General features: G+C 67.1%; 19 protein-coding genes. 13 read left to right on the top strand and 6 right to left on the bottom strand.

The features are described from left to right. Positions 1-105: 105 nt before the first annotated feature. The 7 genes from ACWPOC_RS11585 to ACWPOC_RS11555 all read left to right on the top strand — a co-directional run bounded on the left by ACWPOC_RS11585 (position 106) and on the right by ACWPOC_RS11555 (position 5,098). Positions 106-1,785, top strand: coding sequence for an FAD-dependent oxidoreductase (locus ACWPOC_RS11585; RefSeq protein ID WP_455408660.1), 1,680 nt, complete (start codon positions 106-108; stop codon positions 1,783-1,785). 26 nt (positions 1,786-1,811) lie between these two features. After that, positions 1,812-2,039: a hypothetical protein gene (locus ACWPOC_RS11580; RefSeq protein ID WP_155418986.1), complete on the top strand. Its 228-nt coding sequence runs from the start codon at positions 1,812-1,814 to the stop codon at positions 2,037-2,039. A 42-nt stretch (positions 2,040-2,081) separates the two neighbouring features. Continuing rightward, complete coding sequence (locus tag ACWPOC_RS11575) at positions 2,082-2,369, top strand: hypothetical protein (protein WP_059384701.1); 288 nt, start codon at positions 2,082-2,084, stop codon at positions 2,367-2,369. A 56-nt stretch (positions 2,370-2,425) separates the two neighbouring features. Next, positions 2,426-2,740, top strand: coding sequence for a hypothetical protein (locus ACWPOC_RS11570; protein ID WP_059384702.1), 315 nt, complete (start codon positions 2,426-2,428; stop codon positions 2,738-2,740). A 158-nt stretch (positions 2,741-2,898) separates the two neighbouring features. Beyond that, complete coding sequence (locus ACWPOC_RS11565) at positions 2,899-3,210, top strand: hypothetical protein (protein WP_228525410.1); 312 nt, start codon at positions 2,899-2,901, stop codon at positions 3,208-3,210. 48 nt (positions 3,211-3,258) lie between these two features. Then, a complete protein-coding gene (locus ACWPOC_RS11560; protein WP_455408659.1) occupies positions 3,259-4,230 on the top strand; it encodes an MsnO8 family LLM class oxidoreductase in 972 nt (323 codons plus the stop codon). A 172-nt stretch (positions 4,231-4,402) separates the two neighbouring features. Continuing rightward, entirely contained in the window at positions 4,403-5,098 is a 696-nt protein-coding gene (locus ACWPOC_RS11555; RefSeq protein ID WP_455408658.1) for a GAF and ANTAR domain-containing protein, read from the top strand. 23 nt (positions 5,099-5,121) lie between these two features. Here ACWPOC_RS11555 and ACWPOC_RS11550 read toward each other — a convergent pair whose 3' ends face one another. Together ACWPOC_RS11550 and ACWPOC_RS11545 are read right to left on the bottom strand one after the other, a co-directional pair. After that, entirely contained in the window at positions 5,122-5,559 is a 438-nt protein-coding gene (locus ACWPOC_RS11550) for a PaaI family thioesterase (RefSeq protein WP_059384713.1), read from the bottom strand. A gap of 57 nt (positions 5,560-5,616) precedes the next feature. After that, positions 5,617-6,954, bottom strand: coding sequence for a wax ester/triacylglycerol synthase domain-containing protein (locus tag ACWPOC_RS11545; protein WP_455408657.1), 1,338 nt, complete (start codon positions 6,952-6,954; stop codon positions 5,617-5,619). 140 nt (positions 6,955-7,094) lie between these two features. Here ACWPOC_RS11545 and ACWPOC_RS11540 point away from each other — a divergent pair, with 140 nt between their 5' ends. Both ACWPOC_RS11540 and ACWPOC_RS11535 read left to right on the top strand, forming a co-directional pair. After that, positions 7,095-7,724, top strand: coding sequence for a hypothetical protein (locus tag ACWPOC_RS11540; RefSeq protein WP_455408656.1), 630 nt, complete (start codon positions 7,095-7,097; stop codon positions 7,722-7,724). 211 nt (positions 7,725-7,935) lie between these two features. Next, positions 7,936-8,877 carry a L,D-transpeptidase gene (locus tag ACWPOC_RS11535; RefSeq protein WP_455408655.1) on the top strand — a complete coding sequence of 314 codons (942 nt, stop codon included), beginning with the start codon at positions 7,936-7,938 and terminating at the stop codon, positions 8,875-8,877. Positions 8,878-8,996: 119 nt separating this feature from the next. Here the strand turns inward: ACWPOC_RS11535 and ACWPOC_RS11530 are convergent, their stop codons facing one another. The 3 genes from ACWPOC_RS11530 to ACWPOC_RS11520 are packed head-to-tail and all read right to left on the bottom strand — an operon-like array spanning position 8,997 to position 10,620. Continuing rightward, entirely contained in the window at positions 8,997-9,482 is a 486-nt protein-coding gene (locus ACWPOC_RS11530) for an SRPBCC family protein (protein WP_455408654.1), read from the bottom strand. Between the two features lie 3 nt (positions 9,483-9,485). Then, the gene (locus ACWPOC_RS11525) at positions 9,486-9,827 is read right to left on the bottom strand and encodes an ArsR/SmtB family transcription factor (protein WP_016693669.1); all 342 of its coding nucleotides are present in this window, start codon (positions 9,825-9,827) and stop codon (positions 9,486-9,488) included. A gap of 31 nt (positions 9,828-9,858) precedes the next feature. Continuing rightward, positions 9,859-10,620, bottom strand: a complete 762-nt coding sequence (locus ACWPOC_RS11520; RefSeq protein ID WP_230825069.1) for a DeoR/GlpR family DNA-binding transcription regulator — start codon at positions 10,618-10,620, stop codon at positions 9,859-9,861. A 205-nt stretch (positions 10,621-10,825) separates the two neighbouring features. On the opposite strand from ACWPOC_RS11520, the gene fgd reads away from it, so the two are divergent. From fgd to ACWPOC_RS11505, 3 genes are read left to right on the top strand one after another with little or no spacing between them, the layout of a single operon-like run. Beyond that, positions 10,826-11,830: a glucose-6-phosphate dehydrogenase (coenzyme-F420) gene (fgd, locus tag ACWPOC_RS11515; RefSeq protein WP_455408653.1), complete on the top strand. Its 1,005-nt coding sequence runs from the start codon at positions 10,826-10,828 to the stop codon at positions 11,828-11,830. 20 nt (positions 11,831-11,850) lie between these two features. Then, positions 11,851-13,503, top strand: a complete 1,653-nt coding sequence (gene pgi, locus ACWPOC_RS11510) for a glucose-6-phosphate isomerase (RefSeq protein WP_455408652.1) — start codon at positions 11,851-11,853, stop codon at positions 13,501-13,503. A 3-nt stretch (positions 13,504-13,506) separates the two neighbouring features. Continuing rightward, complete coding sequence (locus ACWPOC_RS11505; RefSeq protein ID WP_016696178.1) at positions 13,507-13,806, top strand: WhiB family transcriptional regulator; 300 nt, start codon at positions 13,507-13,509, stop codon at positions 13,804-13,806. Positions 13,807-13,819: 13 nt separating this feature from the next. Here ACWPOC_RS11505 and ACWPOC_RS11500 read toward each other — a convergent pair whose 3' ends face one another. Beyond that, entirely contained in the window at positions 13,820-15,223 is a 1,404-nt protein-coding gene (locus ACWPOC_RS11500; RefSeq protein ID WP_230790383.1) for an aminotransferase-like domain-containing protein, read from the bottom strand. A 37-nt stretch (positions 15,224-15,260) separates the two neighbouring features. Here ACWPOC_RS11500 and ACWPOC_RS11495 point away from each other — a divergent pair, with 37 nt between their 5' ends. Continuing rightward, positions 15,261-16,142 carry a DMT family transporter gene (locus ACWPOC_RS11495; protein WP_455408651.1) on the top strand — a complete coding sequence of 294 codons (882 nt, stop codon included), beginning with the start codon at positions 15,261-15,263 and terminating at the stop codon, positions 16,140-16,142. The last annotated feature ends 1 nt before the right edge of the window (position 16,143 follow it).

The following is a 16,143-nucleotide window of genomic DNA, read 5'->3' as shown; positions in this document are numbered from 1 at the left end:
ATACAATGATATTATTTCGAGAACGCGGTTCTCGACCGAAACTGGAACGTGTACTAGTCTGAGGCCGTTCGTTGTCCGGAATCGGCACTGTAGGCAGGTAGAACTGTGGCTTATGTAATCACCCAGGCGTGTTGCAACGACGTCTCCTGTGTCGAGGTCTGCCCGGTCAACTGCATCCACCCGACGCCCGACGAAGCCCCCTTCGCGACGACGGAGATGCTGTACATCGATCCGGACACGTGCATCGACTGCGGAGCATGCGTCGACGAGTGCCCGGTCGACGCGATCGCCGCCGACAACGAACTGACCCCGGCGCAGGAGCCGTATCTCGAGATCAACGCCGAGTACTACCGGCGATACCCGATCGGGCCGGACTGGCCCGAACTGCGCACGCGCCGCAAGCTGCCCGCCGAGCTGGGCACCTTGCGGGTCGCGATCGTCGGATCCGGCCCGGCGGCGTGCTATGCCGCGATGGATCTGGTGACGCATTCGGCGGTGCAGGTCGACATCTTCGATCGCCTGCCCACCCCCTACGGGCTGGTGCGTGCCGGTGTGGCCCCCGATCATCAGAGCACCAAGGGTGTCGGGGACGTCTTCCGCAGTGCCATCGGCCACAAGAACACCCAGTGCTATTTCAACGTCGAGGTCGGCACCCACATCACCCACGAGGAGTTGCTCGCGCACCATCACGCGGTGATCTACGCCGTCGGCGCGGCAAGTGATCGCACGCTGAACATCCCCGGTGAGGATCTCGCGGGTTCGCACGCCGCGACGGAGTTCGTCGCCTGGTACAACGGGCACCCGGATTTCGCCGACCGCAGCTTCGACCTGTCGGCCGAGCGCGCGGTGATCATCGGCAACGGCAACGTCGCCCTGGACGTGGCGCGGGCGCTGGTGATGGACCCGGACGATCTGGCCCACACCGACATCGCCGAGCACGCGCTCGAGGCGTTGCGCAAGTCGAACATCCGTGAGGTCGTGGTGGTGGGCCGGCGCGGCCCGGCGCAGGCCGCCTGCACCAACCCGGAACTGCTCGCGCTCGGCTCGCTGCCCGGCGTCGACGTGGTCGTCGACCCGGTCGAGGTCGAACTCGATCCGGTCAGCCGCGCGCTGATCGACGATCCGGAGGTCGAACCCCGCCTGGCGCTGAAGGTGCGGCAGGTCGAGGGCTTTGCGCAGCGCACCCCCACCGAGGGCAACAAGCGGATCGTGCTGCGCTTTCTCGCCTCGCCGGTGGAGATCTCCGGCGACGGTGTGGTCGAGTCGATCACGCTCGAACGCAACGAACTCGTCGAGGTCGACGGCCGTCTCGAGGCCCGCCCGACCGGGCAGACCGAAACCCTCGAAGCGGGATTGGTGCTGCGCTCGATCGGCTACCGCGGCACCGCGCTGGCCGGGCTGCCTTTCGACGAGCGGCGCGGGGTCATCCCGAACGACTGCGGCCGGGTGATCGACGCCGAGACCGGAACGCCCGTGCCCGGTGTCTACACCGCCGGCTGGATCAAGCGCGGTCCGAGTGGGGTGATCGGCACCAACAAGCAGTGCTCGGCCGAAACCGTCGAGAAGATCCTCGACGATTTCGTCGAGGGCAAGCTGCCCGAGCCGGTCGCCGATCGGGAGAAGCTCGCCACCTTGGTGGCCGAGCGGCGCCCGGAGCACATCGATTACCGGGGCTGGTTGCAGATCGACAAGCAGGAGAAGGCCCGCGGTTCGGCGGTGGGACGCTCGCGCCTGAAGTTCGTCTCGATCGAGGAGATGCTCGCAGCATCCCGTATCGAATCGTGAGCCGCCGGTCGCCGAAGGGGGAGTCTGTGAGGAGTCGTCGGGCCCGGCTGGGGCGCGCGGTGGAGAACATCGGAGCTCTGGACCTGGTGGGACGCACCTGGGACGATCCGTTCGACGTCGAACCGGACGCCCCGGAGAGTTCGTTGGTGGTCGAGGTGGAACCGTTCCCGACCGACCCCAACGGCACCATCGTGCTGAACGTGCCGCGCACCTCCCACGACAGCGACAGCGACAGCGAGTCGAAGGAGCCGTAGGGACGAGGGCGTGATCCCGTCCGGTAGCGGGAATCCGGACCCATGGCTCAGCACACCAGCCCGGCGGTCGCTGCGTCGGGCCGATGGACCGATACCGACGGGATCCGCTACCCGTCCGGCGACACCCACGCATGGACGCCCGGCACCAATCAGACCCTGTGCGGGGTGCAACTCTCCCGCGCCCGCCTCGATCGCTTTCCGCACGTGCCGTGGAGCGACGCGCTGTACCTGGCGGAACTGGGCGAGCACGGAGTCGTCCCGTGTCGTCGCTGCACGGCGGCCACCCGCAGCGACCGGCCACGGTGGACCCGGAAGAACCCGCGGCCGTGAACAGTTCGTCCGGGACGCCGAGTGGGATGCGGCGTCGGGTCGGGTAGCGTGCCGCCATGGCGATCTCACTGTGTGTCCTGTTGTGGGCGAAGCCCGGTATGGATGAGGCGATGAGCGCGTACGAGGACGCGGTCCTCCGGCTCGTCGGCGACCACGGTGGTCGCGTCGTGCAGCGGGGCGTCACCGACGGTGCTGTGCAGCGGTCCGTCACCGACGGCCCCGAGGGCCGACCCCGCGAAATCCAATTCTTCACCTTCGAATCGCAGGACGCGCTGGACGGCTACATGAACGACGAGCGTCGTCTCGCTCTTGCCGACGAGCGTGATCGCACGGTCGCTCGTACCGAAATGATGAACGTCGAATTGCGCTGACTCGCAAGTCATTACGCGCAGAGCGGTGCATTTCCATGCCGTGTGCAGGCTGTCTCGGCTCGCCGCTCGGAGTGGAATTGTCGAGCGCGTCGGCACCTCCCATTCGGCACCGAAACGAAATCGGACATAATTGGCTTTATGTTTCGGCAGGAAATGACATGAGGACTCCGACGGGTGATCACGTATCGGACCTGTGTCTGTCCTGCGGTCGTCCCGGCTGCACCCAGCTCCAGCACCAGTCCCTGGCGGGGGCCATCGGTGCCGGGCGCGCACTCGCCGAGGTGGCGATCCGAGCGAGCGATGCCCGCGACCAGGTCGTCGCTGTCGGAAACGCCATTGCCAACCTCCTGCTGTACGTCGCCGATGCGCACGGTGTCGCCGCGGCGCAGAAGGCGTCGGAGCACGGGCAACTCCACTTCCACGGGGACTGGATCGCAGCCGGTCGCGCCTGGGGGCCCGAAGATCCCTGACCCGCAGGGAAGATCCGCGACGGTTGTGGTGTTGAGACGACCGTGCAGGTGGCGTTGTCGTTGCTGGACCGCTCCCGGACCCGGGAGGGGCAGCCGGACGCTGCCGCATTGCGGCAGACCCTGCGTCGCGCCGAACTCGCCGAGGCAGCCGGTTACCACCGCTTCTGGGTGGCCGAACACCATGCCGTCCCGGGCATCGCGTCGGGTGCTCCGCCGCTGCTCATCGGTGCGATCGCGGATCGGACGAGCCGGATCCGGGTGGGCTCGGGTGGGGTGATGCTGCCCAATCACCAACCGATCGTCGTCGCCGAACAGTTCGCGATGCTCGAAGCGATGCACCCCGGACGAATCGATCTGGGTGTCGGTCGTTCCCTCGGATTCACCGCACCCGTGCGCGATGCGCTGCGTACTCACACGGCCGACGCGGACGACTTCGCCGCCGACATCGAGGAACTGCGCGGCTATCTGCACGGCACCGCCGAACTGACGGTGCGCCCTCGACTGTCCGAGCCGCCTCCGATCTTCGTCCTTGGCACGGGGCAGGGTATGCGACTGGCAGCGCGTCTGGGGTTGCCCGTCGTCGTCGCCGGGCCTCTTCTGCGGCAGGGATCGGAACCGTTCGATCGTTATCGCGCCGACTTCCGCCCGGGCACACCCGGCGCGGAGCCCTATGTGGTCGTCGGCCTCGACATCCTCATCGCCGATACAGAAGCGGAAGTTCGGGAGTTGCAGCTTCCGGAGGCCTGGGCGATGGCCGTCTCGCGCGAAGCGGGTGCGTTTCCGCCGCTGTCCCCGGTCGAGGAGATCCGCCGGCAGCCGATGACCGAGCGTCGCCGCCGCATCGTCGACGAGACCGCGAAGGGTTCGCTGGCCGGAACCGAGGATCAGGTGGCCGAGGGGCTCGAGAAGCTGATCGCCTCCACCGGCGCGAACGAGGTGCTCAGCTCCGCCTCCACCTTCGACACCGACGCCCTGTACGACTCCGATATGCGTCTGGCCAGGATCTTCGGACTGGCCTGAACGACGGACCGAGGTCTCGAGCGTCTCTGCATGTGCCGCTGGGCCCCTTGTCCGGACCGATCACGCGGATAGGCTGGTGGTCCCGTACCTCGGTGTCGCTGTGACGGTGCCGATGCTTGTACTGCCATCGGTGCCGCCGACGAGCGCACCGACCTTTCGGAAGGTGTGCCTCATGTCCGACCTGAACCCCGACCGTCTGAGCCGCACGATGGCCGAGCTCGCGCGGTCCTTCGACGGTGCGGGTACGGATCTCGACACGACTCTGCAACGGATCACGACCGCCGCTGTGGAACTGATTCCCGGCACCGACAGTGCCGACGTCCTCGTCATCACCGGCCGCGGAAAGTTCGAATCGCACGCAGCGACGTCACAGTTGCCGCCACAGATCGATGCATTGCAGGCCCGGGTCGGAGAAGGGCCGTGCGTCGATTCCGCTGTCGACACGGTGTTCACCCGCAGTGACGATCTGGCCACCGAGTCGCGCTGGCCCATGTTCACGCCTGCAGCCGTCGAAGCCGGGGTACGCAGCGTCGTGTCGTTCCGGCTCTATACCCACGACATGCAGGCCGGAGCGCTGAACCTGTTCTCCGCCGAAGCACATGCCTTCGACGAGGCGGCGATTCACATCGGGGAGGTGCTCGCAGCCCACGCCGCGATCGCTTTCGTCTCGAGTCGTCGGCAGATGCAGTTGCACTCGGCAATCGCATCCCGGGATCTCATAGGCCAGGCCAAGGGCATGCTCATGGAACGCTTCGCCGTGGACGCCGATCGTGCCTTCGCGATGATGGTCGCCTTGTCGCAGGAATCGAATGTGCCGGTAGCGACGATCGCCGCCCGCATCGTCGAACTCGGACCCCAACCCAACTGACCTTCATGCGGTGGTTCCGTCGTTCACCCGTTCAGGTCGATCACGCGAGCGCTTCCCTGCGCTGCGGCACACAGTTTCTCCACGCCGTCCTCCGCGAGGGCGTAGATCTCGCAACGACACAACGCCTGCCTGCGACTGTTGCTGACGACGGTGGCGACCGCGCGTAGGAGCGTGCCCCCGGCGGGCCGCAGGTAGTCGAGACTCATGCCGGTCGTCACGATCGAGGGTCCGAGGGCCGTGCCCGCGGCGAACGTGAGCGCATTGTCGGCCGCGTAGGCCAGAACCCCGCCGTGCGCGAAACCGAACTGCTGGAGCAGTTCCTCCCTGAAAGGTATCTCCAGTACCGCTCGGCCGCGCTCGTATTCGGTCAGACGAGCTCCGAGCAGGACGCTGAACGGTTGCGATGCCAACACCTTCCGGGCATCGGCGAGGGTACGGATCTCGGCGATCTCCTCCGACATGCCCAGCAAGGTACCCCGATCCTCGCTTCCCGACCGCCACATCGGAGCGACCCGCGGTCACTGTGCGGAGGCAACGATCGAGCGGAACTGTTCTCGCACGGCCTCCGTGAGGTCACGGACCTCGGGGGCGACGTCGGGATCGACGACGACCGCGACCGTCAGCGTGCCGGCATACGACAGTGCCGCGAAGGCGACAGCGACGTTCCCCGTGCTGACGATCAACGGCACGATCGACGTGACGGGTGCGTCGGCCACGGCGATCGTCGACGACGGTCCCGGCAGGTCGGACAGGAAAGAATTGACCCGACGCTGCCGGTCCACGAACCGACGGAACACCCCCGCGGCCGCGAGCGCGCGGAAGACCGGACCCAGCAGCTCGGCGGACAACCCCCGCACGTTCGTCTTCTGTAGCCGGGTGGTGCGGGAGACGGATACCAGCCGGCCCTCCGGGGTCCCGTCCAGCGGTACCCGGACGGGCATGACACCGACGCGATTACCCAGCTGCCCACTCGTGTCGGCGGTGCGGGCGGAGATCGGTACCGAGATCACCAGCTCGGGCGGGAACTCGCCGCGCCTGTGCAGAATCGTGCCGAGGGCACCACCGACCGCGACCAGCAGCACGTCGTCGACCGTCGCGTCCCATCGGCCTCCCGCTCGGCGGACGGTGCCCAGCTCCACCTCGACGGTCCCGACCGCACGACGAACACCGGTGGGCGCGTTGAGCGAACAACGCGGGGCACGTCCGCCGGCGCCTCGCCCGAGTTCCGCCCATGCGGCAGGAAGTCGTGCGACGGCCCGCGGTGCCCGGCGGAGCGTGTGCAGACGGCCGATCATGTTGTCGTAGAGAAGTTCTCGCGCACTCGGTTGCCCGGATGTGCGCTGTTCGCGCATGGACGGCGTGCTGTCCATGCCGTCGACGAGATGCGCCAGGATCGCCAGACCGCCGATCCCGTCGGCCATGACGTGGTGCAGCACCATCACCAACGCCGTGTGCCCGTTCGGGTCCGCGATGTCGGTGACGAGAACCGCGCGCCACAACGGTCGGGATCGAGACAGCGGACGGGTGACCGCGTCCACGGCGAGCATCAGTGCAGCGTCCCTGTCGCAGGGAGCTGGGCAGCGCATCTGTGAGAAGTGAGCATCGACGTCGAAGTGGTCGTCGTCGATCCAGTAGGGACGTCCGAGCCCGAGCGCCGGCTCGATCAGGCATTGCCGCAGCCGGCGGATCCCGACGAGTCGTTCGGTGAGCACCGCCATCAGTGTCGTCGGATCACGCAGGTTCTCACCGGCGAAGAAGATCGCAGCACCGACATTCAGAGGTGCCCGTCCCACGTCCGAGACGAGTTCGGTCAGGTCGCCGGGACCGATGCGGTCGATACCGCTCGATGCCGCCACCCTTCGAGGATGGCAGACGCAGACCGGTCGTCTATTGCCTACGGCCGAGTAGGGGAGCAGTGTGAACACGGGTGGTTTCGGGTGGGGGGTCGCGCCGAAACGACCGGCGACGCCGTGTCGGCGCCGCCCTGAGGAGAGGGGTGCCGATCGTGTTTGCACGCTCCACCACAATTCATGCGCATCCGTCGTATATCGACGCCGGGATCAAGCACATACGCGACATCGTGATGCCTGCCCTGGCGGACATCGACGGTTGCCTGGGGCTGTCCCTGCTGATCGACCGCGGCTCGGGCCGATGCATCGCCACCAGCTCCTGGCGGGACGGGGACGTGCTGCGCTCCAGCGAAGGCATGGCACGCATGCTCCGGGACGAGGCGGCCCGGATGTTCCACGCCACCACGGACGTGGCCAATTGGGAGATCGCGGTCATGCACCGCGATCACCATGCGAGCCGAGGGTCCTGCTGCCGTGTCACGTGGGTAGAGCTCGATCCTGCCCAGCTGGAGCGTGGCGCGGACATGTGGAAGATGGCGGCGCTGCCCAGGATGGAGGAACTCGAGGGTTTCTGCAGCGCCAGCCTGATGATCGACCGCACCCGCGGTCGCGGAGTGTCCTCGCTGACGTTCGACAGCGCCGAGGCGATGGACCGCAACAAGGAACGCGTTGATGGTATCCGTGCCGAGGTGACCCGGGCGGCGGGCGCCACGGTTCTCGACACCGGTGAGTTCGAACTCGCGATCGCACACCTCGACGTGCCCGAAATGGTGTGACCGCCGGTCCGCGGCGCGGGTGATATCCGTTCACTCGCGCCGTGGCCGTCTGCATTCGTAATAGACCACTCGGTCCGCTGACCTGGGAAAACGCCGGAACGGCCCGCATTCGAATTGCCCGTCCGTAACCGTCCTGTATCTAATGAACGGGTACGAGCACGCCGCGCAGGGGAAATAAGGCGCGGCGCACCGCTGAACGATGGGTTGTGGAATGTTCGAAAAGCGAGCTTTGTCGAACCGTCGCCGCACGGGCCGCCGATCTGCGCGGATCGGTGCTGCACTCGTGGGCGCAGCCGCCGTGGCACTGGCCACCGCCGGTCCTGCGAGCGCGGCACCGCTGTGGCCCGGTGGGCCCGAGGTGCCGAGTGTCCAGGAGCTGATCGAAGGACTCACGCCGCCCGGGGTGACGCCGCCGCAGCTTCCGCCCCAGCTCGTTCCCGAGCCGGCCGCCCCGTTCTCCGCTCCGTCCGTCAACCCGTCGAACGGGGAGACAGTGGGTGTCGCACAGCCGATCATCATCCGCTTCAACGAGGCCGTCGGAGATCGTGCAGCCGCCGAACGCGCCATCCGCATCACCACGCAGCCGCCCGTCGACGGGCACTTCTACTGGGCGTCGAACACGCAGGTCCGCTGGAAGCCGTTCGAGTTCTGGCCCGCGAACACCGCGGTCACGGTGAAGGCCGGCGACGCGCAGTCGTCGTTCACCATCGGCGATGCCCTGGTGACGGTCGCCGACAACAACACCAAGACCATCACCGTGACCCGCAACGGGGAGGTCGTCCGCACCATGCCGACGTCCTTCGGCAAGCCCGGCCACGACACTCCCAACGGCACGTACATCGTCGGTGAGAAGTACCGCGACATGTACATGGATTCGTCGACCTACGGAGTTCCCGTCGACAGCCCCGAGGGGTACCGCACCTACGTCGAGTACGCGACGCGGATGTCCAACAGCGGCATCTTCCTCCACGCCGCACCGTGGTCGGTCGGCGCGCAGGGCAACACCAACGTCAGCCACGGTTGCCTCAATGTCAGCACCGAGGACGGCAAGTGGTTCTACGAGAATGCGAAGAAGGGCGATCCGGTGATCGTGCAGAACACCGCCGGCGGAACCCTCAACGGCTGGGACGGTCTCGGCGACTGGAATCTCTGATTCCGTTGGGCGACTGAATCTTCGATTCTCCGTCGCGCAGACGGCAAGGTTTCCGACGTCCCCTGCTCTCCGGATCGTTTCGTCCGGAAAGAGCAGGGGACGTCGGCTTTTCGGTGCTGCTAGGCAGCCACCAGGTCGTCGATCTGGTTGATGGCGGACGAGGCGCCCTCGACCACCCCCATGTCCAGTACCTGCTGGAGCGCCTCGGCGCTCTCGTAGGTGCTGACATAGGTTGCGCGCGTGCCGCCTTCGAACTCCTCGAAGTTGTAGACGCTGCGTGAGACGGGCAGCTCCGGCTTCGGGGTGAAGTCCGGCTCTGCGAAACCGTCCGCGAACGAGAAGCTCGTCGGTTCGTCGACGGCCGTGATGTCCCAGTAGCCGGCGTACTTCTCGCCGTCGGGGCCGGTCATGAAGTAGGTGGTGCGGGTGCCGGGCTTCAGATCGTGGTCGACCACCGTCGCGGGGAAGGTCGGGGGTCCCCAGATCTTCTCCAGCTGACGGGGATCGGCGTAGATCTGCCAAATACGGGACACCGGGGCGGCGAACTCGGCGGTGATTGTCAGAGTCAATGTGTCGGAGTCGTGCCGGACGTCGGTTACAGGCATTTCTCAGCCTTCCTCGGGGGATTCGAATGCGATGAGTTCGTCGATGCGCGCGATGCGACCGCGCCAGACCTGCTCCAGCTCGGTGAGCATGGACGCCACCGACCGCACTGCCGTCACGTCACCACTGGCCAACTGCTCGCGACCGCTGCGTCGCTTCACGAGCAGACCGGCCTTCTCCAGCACGGCGACGTGTTTCTGCACTGCAGCGAAGGACATGTCGTAGTTCGCTGCGAGAGCGGACACCGAGTGTTCCCCGGCCAGGACGCGTCGCATGATGTCGCGACGGGTCCGGTCGGAGAGCGCGTGGAACAGGGCATCGGCCCGGTCCTCGTCGTCTCCGCTCACATCTCCAAATGTACAACCGAATGGTTGTATGTCAAGACTTCGGAGCGATGACGAGTCGGTCGCCGTAGGCTGCGCGATGCTCCTCGTCGAGACCGTCGTCGGTGACGATGGAGGTGATCTCGTCGAGAGTCGCCACGCGGGCGAGTGCGCGCTCTCCGAACTTCGAATGATCCGTCACGACGATCGTCTTCTCGGCCGACCGGATCATCGCTCGCTTGATCGGGATCTCCAGCGTGTTGGTGTTGGTGATGCCGGCGGTGGGGTGCACGGCGTCGGCGCCGAGGAACGCCCAGTCGGCGGAGTAGTCCGAGAGGAACTGCACGGCGTGGTCGCCGACCAGGGTGTACACCGAACCGAGGAGCTCGCCTCCGGACACGAGAAGCCGGACGTCGGGAAATGCCGCAACATACTTCGCGATACGCAGGTCGTTCGTGAGGATCGTCAGCGACGCCTTGTGGCGCAGTGCCACGGCCACCTCGTAGGTCGTGGAACCGCTGTCGAGCACCACGCTGTCGCCGTCGGACACCATGGCGGCCGCTACCGCCGCGATCGCCGCCTTCTCCTCGCGGCGCACGTCCTTCTTGAGGGCGTACGGCACTTCGTGACCCGCGCCCTCGACCGCTCGGGCACCCCCGTGCGTGCGCTCGACCTTCCCTTCGCGGGCGAGCGAATCGAGATCGCGACGGATCGTGGACGCGTCGACGCCGAGATCGGCCGAGAGGGTCTTCGCATCGACATATCCGTCGGCGAGGATTCGGTGGAAGATCTCACGTCGCCGTGCGGTCGCGGACACGATTGCTCCTAGGGCTCTGGGCACTCGAATTTCTGGGTACTCGGACGCCGTGGTCGGGGTCGGTGCACGACCATAACGCACGGGCGACACACCTTTGCGTGGATATTGACACTGTCGACGCTCAGTGTGCATGATTTCGTGCAGGATTTGCGCGATTGTGCGTGATCGTTTCGCTGGCACCACGTTGTTCGGAGGTTGCACGGTAATGCTGAAGTTGGGATACAAGGCGTCGGCGGAGCAGTTCGGCCCGCGCGAGTTGGTGGAGTTGGGTGTGCTGGCCGAGTCGCACGGGATGGATTCGGCGACGGTGTCGGATCATTTCCAGCCGTGGCGGCACAACGGTGGGCATGCGCCGTTCTCGTTGGCGTGGATGACCGCCGTGGGGGAGCGCACCGAACGCTTGCAGTTGGGCACGAGCGTGCTGACCCCGACGTTCCGGTACAACCCGGCGGTGATCGCGCAGGCGTTCGCGACGATGGGGTGTCTGTATCCGGGGCGGATCTTCCTCGGTGTCGGCACCGGTGAGGCTCTGAACGAGATCGCCACCGGATACGCCGGGGAGTGGCCGGAGTTCAAGGAACGCTTCGCCCGGCTGCGCGAATCGGTGCGGTTGATGCGCGAGCTGTGGCGCGGCGATCGGGTGGATTTCGAGGGCGAGTACTACACGACGAAGGGGGCGTCGATCTACGACGTGCCCGAGGGCGGTATCCCGGTCTATGTCGCCGCCGGCGGCCCGGTGGTGGCGCGCTATGCCGGACGCGCGGGGGACGGGTTCATCTGCACCTCGGGTAAGGGCATGGAGCTCTACACCGACAAACTCCTGCCGGCCGTGGCCGAGGGTGCGGGGAAGGCGGAGCGGGATGTCGCGCAGATCGACAAGATGATCGAGATCAAGATCTCGTACGACACCGATCCGGACAAGGCGCTGGAGAACACCCGGTTCTGGGCGCCGCTGTCGCTGACGCCGGAGCAGAAGCATTCCATCGACGATCCGATGGAGATGGAGGCGGCGGCCGATGCGTTGCCGATCGAGCAGGTCGCCAAGCGGTGGATCGTGGCGTCGGATCCGGACGAGGCGGTCGAGAAGGTCAAGGCGTATGTCGATGCGGGATTGAATCATCTGGTGTTCCATGCGCCGGGTCATGATCAGAAGCGGTTCCTGGAGTTGTTCGAGCGCGACCTCGCCCCGCGCCTGCGCGCACTCGCGTGACGAAAGACGTTGGAAGAAACATGGATACGGAAACACAGGATGTGACGACCACGGAGGCCTGGCGAGCCCTCGATGCCCACCGGGACGAGATCGCCGCGGTGTCCCTGCGGGAGTTGTTTGCGATCGAGCCGCAGCGGGCGCAGGCGTTGACCGCGCACGCCGGGGATCTGGTGGTCGACTTCAGCAAACAACGCCTCACCGGTCGCACTCTCGAATTGCTCCTGCAGCTGGCGGAGCAGACGGGTGTGGCCGCGGCTCGCGAGGCGATGCTCTCGGGTGCGCACATCAACGTCACCGAGGACCGCGCGGTGCTGCACACCGCCCTGCGCCTGCCCCGCGACGCGGCACTGGTGGTCGACGGGGTCGATGTCGTCGCCGATGTCCACGCCGTGCTCGACCGGATGGGCCAGTTCACCGACCGCCTCCGCAGCGGCGACTGGCGCGGCGCCACCGGCGAGAAGATCGCCACGGTCGTCAACATCGGCATCGGCGGTTCCGATCTCGGGCCGGCGATGGTCACCCGCGCACTACGGCGTTTCCACGACGGGCCGGCGGCGCGGTTCGTCTCCAACGTCGACCCCGCCGATCTGACCGCGGCGCTGGCCGATCTGGACCCGGCCACCACCTTGTTCATCGTCGCGTCGAAGACGTTTTCCACCCTCGAAACCCTGTCGAATGCCACCGCCGCCCGCCGCTGGCTCGTCGACACTCTCGGCGAAGACGCCGTCGCCCAGCACTTCGTCGCCGTCTCGACCCACACCGAGCGGGTGGTCGAGTTCGGCATCGACCCGGCGAACATGTTCGAGTTCTGGGACTGGGTCGGCGGGCGCTATTCGGTCGGTTCGGCGATCGGGCTGGCGGTCATGTGCGCCATCGGCCGCGACCGGTTCGGTGAGTTCCTCGCCGGCATGCACGCCCTCGACACCCACTTCGCCACCGCCGACCCGGCACAGAACGCACCGCTGCTGGCGGGGTTGATCGGGGTGTGGAATGCGAGCGTCCTCGGCCACCGGTCGCGGGCGGTGGTGCCCTATGCGCAGGATCTGGCGCGGTTGCCGGCCTATCTGCAGCAACTGACCATGGAATCGAACGGCAAGTCCGTGCGCGCCGACGGCACCGCGGTCTCGTGTCCGACCGGAGAAGTGTTCTGGGGCGAGCCGGGTACCAACGGTCAGCATGCCTTCTTCCAGTTGCTGCACCAGGGCACCGAGATCGTCCCCGTCGACTTTCTCGGCCTGGCCCGTAGCGGCGATGATCTACCGGCCCGCGACGGCGCCACCAGCATGCAGGTGTTGTTGCTGGCGAACATGTTCGCCCAGGCCAAAGTGTTGGCCTTCGGCCGTGATGCCGACGAGGTGCGTGCCGAAGGGGTCGACGAGGCGTTGGTGGCGCACAAGGTCATGCCCGGTGATCGGCCGTCGACGACGATCCTCGCCCCCGAACTGACCCCGTCGGTGGTGGGGCAGATCATCGCCTTCTACGAACACCAGACCTTCGTCCAGGGCATCGTCTGGGGGATCGACTCGTTCGATCAGTGGGGCGTCGAACTCGGCAAGACCCAGGCCACCGCGCTGCAGGCGGTGCTCGCGGGTGATGAGACCCCCGATACCGGCGACGCCTCGACCGACCACCTGATCGAGGTCTACCGCACCCTGCGCGACGGAGGGAGATAGGACATGCCCGCGCTGAAGTTGCTCTATCTGCCGCCTCCCGTTGCCGAGGAATGGGATTGGCAGATGGACGCGGCTTGTCGCGACGCGGACGGCTCGTTGTTCTTCCACCCGGACAACGAGCGGGGCGACGCGAGAGAGAACCGCATGGCCTCGGCCAAGAAGGTCTGCGCTCGTTGTCCGGTGCGGGAGAAGTGCCTTCAGTACGCTCTCGATTCCGGTGAACGCTACGGGATCTGGGGTGGGCTCACGGAGGACGAACGCACCCGGGTGCGAAGGGCCCGCCGGCGCCGCACGAGCCGGTGATGACCGCCCGTCCTCACCCGCCGGAGACGACCCGCCCGATGACCCGGGCGGCCTCCCGGAAGGCCGCGGGATTCGGTCCTGCGAAGTTGAGCCGGAGGTACTGACCGGTGGGCTCCGCCGGGAACCATTCGCCGCCCGCCGCGACGAGCACCCCGGCAGCCTCGCACTCGCGCGCTACGACCTCGGCGTCGACGTCGTCCGGGAGCCTGCCCCACAGGTTCAGACCACCGGGTGGCAGCCCGTCGACAGCCACATCCGGTGCAAGCTCGCGAAGTTCGCTCGCGAGGAGGTTACGACGCGATTCGAGCTCGCGACGCACGGCTCGCAGATGGGTCTGCCATGCCGGCTGGGTGACGACGTCGAGCGCGACCGTCTGGAGAACGCCGCTCACATAGACGGATTCGGCCTGCACGTCGGCGAGGATGCGTTCGCGAGCGGGTCCTCGCGCGACGATCGCCGCGACCCGCACCGACGGCGCGACACTCTTGGTCAGCGAGCGGACGTAGACGACGTGGCCGGAGTCGTCGCGTGCGAAGAGCGGAACGGACTCGGTCGAGATCCCGAAGTCGTGGGCCCAGTCGTCCTCGATGACGAATGCTCCCGCATCGCGCACGACGTCGAGGACCCGATCACCGGTCGACGACGACCATTGCGCCCCGCTGGGATTCGCGAAGTTCGGTTGCGCGTAGAAGGCGCGCGCCCGGGTCCGGTCGAAGGCGCGGGCCAGTTCGTCGGGATCGGGTCCGTTGGGTCCGCTGGAAACCGGGACGAGCTGCACACCCGCCTTCGTGGCCGCGAGGATCGCACCCCAATAGGTCGGTGACTCCACGACGAGGGGATTGCCGGCGCCGACGAGCGCGCGGAAGATCGACCCGAGTCCGCTCTGGCTGCCGGGGGTGATGATCACGTCCCCCGCGGACGGCGGAGCGGTGCGCGCATTCGTCGCTTCCGCCAGTTCCGCGGCGAACCACGCCTGCAGTTCGGGAAGTCCCGCCGCCGGTGTCCGTCCGACGGCGGCATCGCTGCGGGACGCGCGTGAATATGCTCCGCGGACAAGGCGTTCGGGGAGCAATGTGCGATCGGGGTAGCCGGAGTGGAGCGTGATCACGTCGTTCGGCACGGTGCGCAGGGCGGCGGAGGCACGGGGGAGCGGCGGTGCCGTTCCGAGCGCTTCCGTCTGCCAACTGTGATCGATCGTGTTCGACGTGCGGATCTGACGGACGAAGGTGCCGACTCCCGTGCGGCTCTCCACGAGACCTCGGGTCTGGAGTGTCTTCAGTGCCTTCTGCACCGTGACGGGGCTGACGCCGTACTGCGCGACGAGCGACCTCGTCGACGGCAACCGGGCGCCGGGTGCGGCGGTGGCGACCCATCGGGTCAGTTCCGCAACGAGCTGGGAACTGCTACTGTTCGACATGAGAGCAAAGAGTAGCGCTATCGTATCCGACCGGCCAGTGCTATCGCCCGATCCTCGCGGGCTCGCCTGGGGTCTGCTCGGCGTCGCAGGTTTCTCCCTGACCGTGCCGCTCACCCGCATCGCCGTCGAAAGTGGAGCGATGTCACCGCTGTTCGTTGCCGCCGGCCGCGCGGTCGTCGCGGCGGTCCTCGCCGCTCTCGCACTTGCCCTCACGGGACAACGACTCCCGAACGGACATCAATGGCGCAGGATCGCCGTCGTCACGGGTGGAGTAGTGATCGGATTTCCGATGCTCACCTCGTACGCCCTGACCACGGCACCGGCGAACCACAGCGCGATCGTCATCGCGATCCTTCCCGCCGCGACCGCGGTGGTCGCGGTGCTGCGGGCCCACGAACGGCCGCCGATTCCGTTCTGGGTGGCTGCGGGTGCGGGGACGGTCGCCGTCATGGCCTTCGCGGGCCTGCGTGGCGGAGGTGTCGCAGGATTCGGTCGAGCCGATCTGCTGTTGCTCGGCGCGGTGGTCGCCGCGGCGTTCGGCTACGCGGAAGGCGGACTGCTGTCGCGGGAGATCGGTGCGTGGCAGACGATCTCGTGGGCGCTGGTGCTGGGGTCGCCACTGATGGTGACGCTCACCCTCGTCTCGTTCGCCGACGGACTGCCGCAGGGCGGGGTGACGCACTGGGCGTCGTTCGCGTATCTCGGTATCGTCAGCATGTTCCTCGGGTTCTTCGCGTGGTACCGAGGCCTGGCGATCGGGCCGATGGCGCGGGTCGGGCAGGTGCAACTGACCCAGCCGATCATGACGGTCGGCTGGGCCGCCTGGCTGCTGGGAGAACCGTTGACCTGGGCGGTGGTGGCGGGCGGTGCCGTCGTCGTGCTGTGTGCCGGCACCGCCGTCCGCGTCCGTCGGAACTGAA

The sequence above is a fragment of the Rhodococcus sp. 5G237 genome (assembly GCF_053764735.1).
This window is presented reverse-complemented; position numbering and strand designations above follow the sequence as displayed.

What these genes read in the sequence shown, in the direction of transcription:
- ACWPOC_RS11575 (WP_059384701.1), top strand. Translation starts at nt 2,082, where the DNA reads ATGGCTCAGCACACCAGCCCGGCGGTCGCTGCGTCGGGCCGATGGACC.
- ACWPOC_RS11570 (WP_059384702.1), top strand. Translation starts at nt 2,426, where the DNA reads ATGGCGATCTCACTGTGTGTCCTGTTGTGGGCGAAGCCCGGTATGGAT.
- ACWPOC_RS11565 (WP_228525410.1), top strand. Translation starts at nt 2,899, where the DNA reads ATGAGGACTCCGACGGGTGATCACGTATCGGACCTGTGTCTGTCCTGC.
- ACWPOC_RS11555 (WP_455408658.1), top strand. Translation starts at nt 4,403, where the DNA reads ATGTCCGACCTGAACCCCGACCGTCTGAGCCGCACGATGGCCGAGCTC.
- ACWPOC_RS11550 (WP_059384713.1), bottom strand. Translation starts at nt 5,559, where the DNA reads ATGTCGGAGGAGATCGCCGAGATCCGTACCCTCGCCGATGCCCGGAAG.
- ACWPOC_RS11535 (WP_455408655.1), top strand. Translation starts at nt 7,936, where the DNA reads ATGTTCGAAAAGCGAGCTTTGTCGAACCGTCGCCGCACGGGCCGCCGA.
- ACWPOC_RS11530 (WP_455408654.1), bottom strand. Translation starts at nt 9,482, where the DNA reads ATGCCTGTAACCGACGTCCGGCACGACTCCGACACATTGACTCTGACA.
- fgd (WP_455408653.1), top strand. Translation starts at nt 10,826, where the DNA reads ATGCTGAAGTTGGGATACAAGGCGTCGGCGGAGCAGTTCGGCCCGCGC.
- pgi (WP_455408652.1), top strand. Translation starts at nt 11,851, where the DNA reads ATGGATACGGAAACACAGGATGTGACGACCACGGAGGCCTGGCGAGCC.
- ACWPOC_RS11505 (WP_016696178.1), top strand. Translation starts at nt 13,507, where the DNA reads ATGCCCGCGCTGAAGTTGCTCTATCTGCCGCCTCCCGTTGCCGAGGAA.
- ACWPOC_RS11500 (WP_230790383.1), bottom strand. Translation starts at nt 15,223, where the DNA reads ATGTCGAACAGTAGCAGTTCCCAGCTCGTTGCGGAACTGACCCGATGG.